The sequence below is a fragment of the Psychrobacter sp. AOP5-GZ1-6 genome (assembly GCF_052376345.1).
GTDB lineage: Bacteria > Pseudomonadota > Gammaproteobacteria > Pseudomonadales > Moraxellaceae > Psychrobacter.
Map to the genome: position 1 here is coordinate 1 of NZ_JBQSVP010000132.1, position 8,292 is coordinate 8,292.

The following is an 8,292-nucleotide window of genomic DNA, read 5'->3' on the forward strand; positions in this document are numbered from 1 at the left end:
TTATTACTGACTATGCATATATGCTGCCTAAATCGACCAATCCTCTACTGCCCAACGATGGGCTAGCGCATGCGCATGCAGCGCCTCATCGGGTGAGACGCAGATAGCGATATCTGCCCACTCAAGTAGCGGGATGTCATTTTTAGAATCCGAATACGCATACGTTTTTTCAAAGGTCACGCCAGCCAATTGCTGCTTACTCACCCACTTGTCTAGATGATATATCTTACCTTCTTTAAAATTGGGCTTATCCGCTAATTTACCCGTATAACGCTCGTTTTCTATCTCGAGCGGCGTCGATAACACATTGGCGGATTCGATACCAAAACGTTTGGCAATAGCAGAGACCACAAAGTCGTTAGTAGCAGAAATAATCACTACAGCATGCCCCTTTTCAACATGCTGACACAACACCTCCATCGCTTTTGGCCGAATATGTGGCTCAATTTCACGTGTAATGTAATCCTCACGCAGCTCATGCAACCGTGCCAATGGCAAGGTAGTCAAAAACTGGGCGACAAACTCATTGTACTCTGTCGCGTCAAGTGTACCTTCGATATAATCCTGATAAAACTTCTGATTGGCCGTGCGATACTGTGCCTCATCAACCAGACCATTATTGACGATATACTCACCCCATAGATAGTCGCTATCGACATCAAGTAACGTGTGATCTAAATCAAATAGCGCCAGTTCTTTTTGAGAGTTTTTCGTATGAGGTGCTTGCATTATGAATGCCTTATTGTTTTTTCAAAATGTTAATAGTAAATAGAATTAATTATAATTAAAGATTATATCGACTGTGTTTTAGCTAAAGCCTTTAATATAGTCAGTTTTTTGGATATAACATTTATTCAGTAAATTTTGAGAAGTCTACTGTTTGCCAGACAAAATTATGCTAAATTATTTATTCAGCTTACTTTATAAGACATACCACGACCTTAATAAGCAACCCGAGAACCTTATGAAAGCGTATCATAACAAAACCGACTTATTTAGTAGATCTCAAATTAACAAGGTGCATCGCCCTGCTCGCTCGATTAAAGAAATCAGACAGCGTCAGTTAGGAGATGCGTACCAATCGCCTTGGGATCGCCTGATCCATGCACTCTTAAACGGCTTGATGTATGGCTTTGGTGGCTTGCTTATCGACGTGGTCATTGTTGTCGTTCGCTCAATAGCTGATATCGGTAATGGTGAGGTTTTTTGGTTATTCACCCCTTTTATGTTAGTACTCGGTGTAATCATTGGGTTAGTCGTTGGTAAAAACGCAGGGGCCGAGAGCGTCAATGCACTACATATCGACGAAACTGCCAACCATAACCCTTATCTCGATGACACCTCTATCAGTCATGATATTTTTCGCGGTTTGATTGTTGGTATCGCTATCTTTGCCGTTATCTGGCTCGCTATGATGTTTATCATGTAACGTTACTCTCATGGCCATAGATAAAGGATAAAAATACAGAGGATTACACCCTATACACTTATCCTCTGATCTTTATTTATCACTCAGCGCTACATTTACTGGTTGCTATTCATCAGGCATTGCGATTTCTTTTAGTCCCGTTTTGAATTTTTGACAACGCTCTGCATAATGCACCGCCGAGAGCTTTAACATCGCTGCTTGCTCATCTGTTAAGGTCTTCACTACTTTTGCAGGTGCACCCATGACCAATGAATTATCTGGAATAACTTTGCCCTCTGTGACCAATGCTTTAGCACCGATGATACAGTTTTTGCCAATTTTGGCATTATTGAGTACCACGGCACCGATACCAATCAAGCTGTTATCACCAACCTCACAGCCGTGCAGCATCGCTAAATGTCCGATAGTGACATAATGACCGATTTTTACTTCGATACCTGCATCAGTATGAATCACACTGTTTTCTTGTACATTACTGTAGTCACCAATGTGAATGCGTTCATTGTCACCGCGTAGCACCGCACCAAACCAAATACTGGCTTGATGCCCTAAATACACATCACCGATGACTTGCGCAGAATCTGCCACCCAACCTTTAAACGGTACAGCGAACTCAGGGGTCTTATCTAAATACTGATAAATCATAACTGCTCCTTGTTATCGTTTTTTATGCCAACTAAATAGTGTCGCATGTAGTGTAATGTCGCGTGACTGCATCTCTTTTATTTCGGACTGACTATAGTCAAAGAACTCTAAAACGAGTACAAGTGATACATCCAAGGACAATAACGCCGTAGACAGTTAGTCATTCGCTAGCTTTCTCTGACGTAGCTGGCTTTTGCTAATTGTAGATAGATAACGAGATCGATAGCTCTCATTTTATATCAGTCAATAATGCCCTCTATTGTGGCAAAGCTGTCTATCAAAATCTAGCATTATCGGTAGTAGGACTTGTCACTCAATCAAAAAAGCATTTATGTATATAGACTATGTATGCAGATATAGTCATTAACCCTTAGAGGGTTCACCTTGATAAAGGTTGTTTCTAGTGCAGAAATTTCTTGCCATCAGATATCACTTAACGTGCATTTATAAGCGCTTTGTCGCTTAATACAGACTACATTATATATTTATCGAAAATTAGCAAACTATGCACTACAACTTAGCAAATCGACTGGCTATTCTAGCGTATATTGTATATAATGCGCAAAATCTGTGCCTAAGCGAGCGGACATGATGCAAGTTACCTATTCACTATCTAGTGGGTTTTGTAGTTTCCATCAATAATGTCTTCTCGCTTTTTTATGGAAAAATTTTAGATTTTCTTGTTTCTTTATGCAAATATTAAGACATAGAAATCCAAAGTTTAATCATAAAAAAATCATAGCACTAACCAATAACAGCGGAGGCAACCCTTGAATTCATCGGCAGAAGTACAAGCAATTTTGGCATTAGCAGACGGTACGATTTTTCGCGGTGTGAGTATCGGTAGTCTCGGTCATCGTGTCGGTGAGGTGGTGTTTAATACAGCCATGACAGGGTATCAAGAAATATTAACCGACCCAAGCTACGCACGTCAGCTCGTGACCCTCACCTATCCACACATTGGTAATACAGGTACCAATAGCGAGGACACAGAATCTGGTAATGGTCATCAAGTCTGGGCAGACGGTCTTATTATCCGTGATGCGACAATGGTTACCTCAAACTTCCGTAACTCAGAATCACTGAGCGACTACCTACAAAAGCATGATACCGTCGCAATCGCTGAGATTGACACTCGTCAATTAACTCGTCTATTACGTGATAAAGGCGCTCAAAACGGTTGTATCATGACAGCATCAAATGGCGATACCATCAGTGCAGAAGACGAGCAACAAGCCATTGAACTGGCGCAAGAGTTTGCTGGTATCGAAGGCATGGACTTGGCCAAAGAATGCTGCACTAAAGAAAAGTTCGAATGGACAGCAGGTACGTGGGACTTATCAGACACCCTACTTAACCGTGATATAGCTGGTAGCCATGATAGCGGTACGGGCGGATTCTTTAAGCAGCTTGGTACTCATATCGATGCCAAATACAACGTCGTCGCTTATGACTTTGGGACCAAAACCAATATCTTGCGCATGCTGGTAGATCGCGGTTGTCACGTAACAGTCGTACCAGCCCAAACGCCTATCGCAGACGTGCTAGCGCTAAACCCAGATGGTATTTTCTTATCAAATGGTCCAGGTGATCCTGCTGCTTGTGACTATGCTATCGATGCAGTGCGTCACATCATTGAAAAAACCAATGTTCCTACTTTTGGTATCTGTTTGGGTCATCAGCTGGTCGGTCTGGCTAGCGGTGCAAACACCATCAAAATGAAAACAGGTCATCATGGTGCCAACCATCCAGTACAAGATGTGGCAGCTGGTACGGTTATGATTACCAGTCAAAACCATGGTTTTGCGGTTGATGAAGACACACTACCTGATAATGTCAAATCCACCCATCGCTCACTATTTGACGGTACCAACCAAGGTATCGAGCTGACCAATAAGCCTGTCTTTAGCTTCCAAGGTCACCCAGAAGCCAGCCCTGGCCCACATGACTGTGCGCCATTGTTTGATAAGTTTGCTAAGATGATGGAAGCGGCTAAATAGTGAACTTTTTCACTAAAATATTTAATAGAAAATGTAATAAGAAAATAGAAAATATTTTATCAGAGCATAAAGCATCTTCTAATGAAATAAATGATAAAAGGAAACAGAAGCTCGATAGACTACAGAAGGTTCAAGAACAATACTTTCAACGTCTATCCGAGTTATCAACTAAACAAAGATGGGATTTTGCTTTTACTCTTTTAAATGATTTCAATACCCATCTACCATTTGACTTATTAAAAGATATTATTCCTGATATTCCAAGAATACATGACAGCACTTTAGACTCAGACATCATTGAAATAATGTTGGAGGATATAGAAATAGCAAAGTATGAATACGGCTTTACTATTAATGAACTAGGAGAGTTTGCTGATCTTTTAGCCAAAAATTCTGAGTTATCTCTAGAACAGTCTTCTGATGTCCTTAAACACGTATTAGAAATCGAACTGTCTAACTATTCATCCTCGTTGGATGAATTTAAAAGGTTCTTAACTTATTTAGATAGGGTTTTCGAAAAAATTAACCTTAAGTGAAATAGATGCTATTTTCTTAGATAAAACATGCTTCTAACGATATTAGTGATCATTAAGCCCGAGTTTTTCTATTATTTTTAACTTTTACTTACAGTATAAGACATCTTAAAATCCCAAACCGCCAAAATAGGACTTAACAACATTATGCCAAAACGTACCGATATAAAAAGCATTCTTATCATTGGCGCAGGCCCTATCGTCATCGGTCAGGCGTGTGAGTTTGACTACTCAGGCGCGCAGGCCTGTAAAGCACTAAAAGAAGAAGGCTACCGCGTCATCTTGGTCAACTCAAACCCTGCGACCATCATGACCGACCCTGTCATGGCTGACGCCACCTATATTGAGCCGATTACGTGGCAGACGGTTGAGCAAATCATTGCCAAAGAGCGTCCTGATGCAATCTTGCCAACCATGGGCGGACAGACTGCGCTGAACTGTGCATTAGATTTGGATAAGCATGGCATATTAACCAAATACGAGTGCGAGCTGATTGGAGCAACCAAAGACTCAATTGAGATGGCGGAAGATCGCGAGCTGTTTGACCAAGCGATGAAGCGTATCGGCCTAGAGTGCCCACGCGCTGAAACGGCTGAAACCATGGAAGAAGCGTTTGCTACCCAAGAGAAAATGGGCTATCCATGTATCATTCGTCCCTCATTCACCATGGGTGGTTCAGGTGGCGGTATCGCTTATAACCGCGATGAGTTTATCGAAATCTGCGAGCGCGGTTTTGATTTATCACCAAACCATCAATTGCTTATCGATGAGTCACTGATTGGTTGGAAAGAGTATGAGATGGAAGTCGTTCGTGACAAAAACGACAATTGCATCATCATCTGTGCCATCGAAAACTTTGACCCAATGGGCGTACACACAGGTGACTCTATCACAGTAGCACCAGCACAAACGCTAACGGATAAAGAATACCAAATCATGCGTAATGCTTCGTTAGCAGTACTGCGTGAAATCGGCGTCGAAACGGGCGGCTCAAACGTACAGTTCGGTATCAACCCTGATACAGGTCGCATGGTTGTCATCGAAATGAACCCACGTGTATCGCGTTCATCTGCACTCGCCTCAAAAGCCACTGGCTTCCCGATTGCCAAAATCGCAGCAAAACTGGCCATCGGTTACACGCTAGATGAATTACAAAACGACATCACTGGCGGTAGAACTCCAGCCAGCTTTGAGCCGGCACTTGATTATGTCGTGACCAAGATACCAAGATTTAACTTCGAAAAATTCCCACAAGCTGACAACATCCTATCGACGCAAATGAAGGCCGTCGGTGAAGTCATGGCTATTGGTCGTAACTTTCAGGAGTCTATGCAAAAAGCATTGCGCGGTATGGAAACGGGCAATGATGGTTTTGATGAGCAAATCGACTTTGCCGCTATTAAAGACGGTAAACTCAGTGCTGATAAAGCCCGTAGCGAGATTATCAATCGCTTAACGATTCCTACTCCTGAGCGCATCTACTACATCGCTGATGCATTCCGCGTCGGTATGAGCGTCGACGAAGTGTTTAACTTCACCAAAATCGATCCATGGTTCTTGGTACAAATCGAAGACATCGTAAAAACCGAAGCAGACGTTAAAGCACTAGGTTTTGGCGAATTAACGGAAAAGAATTTGCGCAGTTTCAAGCGTAAAGGCTTATCAGACTTGCGTTTGGCTAAATTGCTTGGTGTATCACAAAAGCAGTTACGCAAAAAACGTTGGGATTTAAATATCTATCCAGTCTATAAACGTGTAGATACCTGTGCGGCAGAGTTTGCTACCAGTACCGCTTATATGTATTCAACGTACGATAGCGAATGTGAAGCCAATCCAACCAATAACAAGAAAATCATGGTTATCGGTGGCGGTCCTAACCGTATCGGTCAAGGTATCGAATTTGACTATTGCTGTGTACACGCAGCGCTTGCGATGCGTGCAGATGGCTACGAAACCATCATGGTCAACTGTAACCCAGAGACCGTTTCAACTGACTATGACACCTCTGACCGTCTATACTTTGAACCAATCACATTAGAAGATGTGCTAGAAATCGTCCGTATCGAAAACCCTGATGGTGTTATTGTACAGTTCGGTGGTCAAACACCATTGAAACTGGCTCGCGCATTAGAATCTGCTGGTGTAAAAATCATCGGCACTAGCCCTGATGCCATCGACCGTGCTGAAGATCGTGAGCGCTTCCAGCACATGATTCAACAGCTTGATCTGACTCAACCATCAAACGCCCTAGCGACGAGCTTAGAAGACGGCTTAGTAAAAGCAAAAGATGTAGGTTACCCATTGGTTGTACGTCCATCTTATGTACTCGGTGGCCGCGCGATGGAAATCGTCTATAACGAAGACGAGCTGAGACACTATCTGCGCACAGCGGTACAAGCATCAAACGAAGCGCCTGTGTTGCTAGATCGCTTCTTAGATGACGCCATCGAAGTCGATGTAGACTGTGTCTGTGACGGTACTGATGTGGTCATCGGCGGTATCATGCAGCATATCGAACAAGCGGGCGTTCACTCTGGTGACTCAGCCTGTTCACTACCGCCTTACTCGCTATCGGATGAGCTATGTAACGTCATGCGCGCACAAACCATTGCTATGGCAAAAGAGCTTGGTGTGATCGGCCTAATGAACGTACAGTTTGCCGTGAAAGGTGAAACTGTATATATCCTAGAGGTCAACCCACGTGCCGCACGTACAGTGCCTTTCGTGTCTAAATGCATCGGTACATCGTTAGCACAGGTCGCGGCTCGCTGTATGGCTGGCACCTCGCTTAAAGACCAAGGGTTTACCACTGAAATTGTGCCTGCCTTCTATGCGGTTAAAGAAGCTGTCTTCCCGTTTGCTAAATTCCCAGGTGTCGATCCAATCTTGAGTCCTGAGATGAAATCAACGGGTGAAGTCATGGGTGTTGGCAAAACCTTTGGCGAAGCATTCTACAAAGCCATCATCGGTAGTAACGAGCGCTTGCCAGGTCTACCAACTGAAGGTGAAAATAAGACAGCCTTTGTCTCAGTACGTGATAGCGACAAAGCACAAATTGTACCTATCGCTCGCCAGCTCGCTGACTTTGGTTTTGACATTGTCTCTACGAGTGGTACGCAAAAAATACTGAGCGAGGCGGGTATCGAATGTAAGCAAATCAATAAGGTGACTGAAGGTCGTCCACACATCGTTGATGCATTGAAAAATGGTAAAATTGACCTTATCATCAATACTACCGAAGGCAAGCAGGCGCAAGAGGATTCATTCTCTATCCGCCGTAGCGCACTGCAAGGCAAAGTATTTTATGTCACGACATTGGGTGCTGCAGATGCTATTTGCAAGTCTTATTCAATTAACTTACCGTTTGAAGTTTACAAGCTACAAGATTTACACGAACAAGCAAAGACTATTGCTTAGTTCTATTGACTTGACTGAATAATTTCAGTAGATTAAGCATAACAGTCAAGCTAATGTAACTGCTCATGCAAAGTTTCGCATGAGCTATTATATAACCGTAATAGACAATACCTTTAAAAAGATAAACCCCAAAAGCATAGTGGCCAAACTGCGACTATGCTTTTTATTACGTAAAGTTAAGGATGCAGCATTTGAGCGCTAAGACGCTCATACATGACTGTCCGTTTGCTTATTACACAGTTTGAACCTCACACTTTTTTATATCTCA

6 protein-coding genes are annotated in these 8,292 nt (G+C 42.8%); 4 read left to right on the top strand and 2 right to left on the bottom strand.

The window, feature by feature from the left end:
* Nucleotides 1–27: 27 nt before the first annotated feature.
* Nucleotides 28–729, bottom strand: a complete 702-nt coding sequence (locus ACT3RN_RS12985; RefSeq protein WP_192520226.1) for an HAD family hydrolase — start codon at nt 727–729, stop codon at nt 28–30.
* A gap of 235 nt (nt 730–964) precedes the next feature.
* Between ACT3RN_RS12985 and ACT3RN_RS12990 the strand changes: the two genes are divergently transcribed.
* On the top strand, nt 965–1,429 hold the full coding sequence (locus ACT3RN_RS12990; RefSeq protein WP_192520227.1) for a hypothetical protein: 465 nt from the start codon (nt 965–967) through the stop codon (nt 1,427–1,429).
* Between the two features lie 105 nt (nt 1,430–1,534).
* Here the strand turns inward: ACT3RN_RS12990 and ACT3RN_RS12995 are convergent, their stop codons facing one another.
* Nucleotides 1,535–2,074 (bottom strand): gamma carbonic anhydrase family protein, encoded by a 540-nt coding sequence (locus ACT3RN_RS12995; RefSeq protein WP_192520228.1) that lies wholly within the window; start codon nt 2,072–2,074, stop codon nt 1,535–1,537.
* A gap of 770 nt (nt 2,075–2,844) precedes the next feature.
* Between ACT3RN_RS12995 and carA the strand changes: the two genes are divergently transcribed.
* The 3 genes from carA to carB all read left to right on the top strand — a co-directional run bounded on the left by carA (nt 2,845) and on the right by carB (nt 8,024).
* On the top strand, nt 2,845–4,074 hold the full coding sequence (carA, locus tag ACT3RN_RS13000) for a glutamine-hydrolyzing carbamoyl-phosphate synthase small subunit (protein ID WP_192520229.1): 1,230 nt from the start codon (nt 2,845–2,847) through the stop codon (nt 4,072–4,074).
* On the top strand, nt 4,074–4,610 hold the full coding sequence (locus ACT3RN_RS13005) for a hypothetical protein (protein WP_192520230.1): 537 nt from the start codon (nt 4,074–4,076) through the stop codon (nt 4,608–4,610). Before carA ends, ACT3RN_RS13005 begins: the two co-directional genes overlap by 1 nt.
* A gap of 144 nt (nt 4,611–4,754) precedes the next feature.
* Complete coding sequence (carB, locus tag ACT3RN_RS13010) at nt 4,755–8,024, top strand: carbamoyl-phosphate synthase large subunit (RefSeq protein WP_192520231.1); 3,270 nt, start codon at nt 4,755–4,757, stop codon at nt 8,022–8,024.
* The last annotated feature ends 268 nt before the right edge of the window (nt 8,025–8,292 follow it).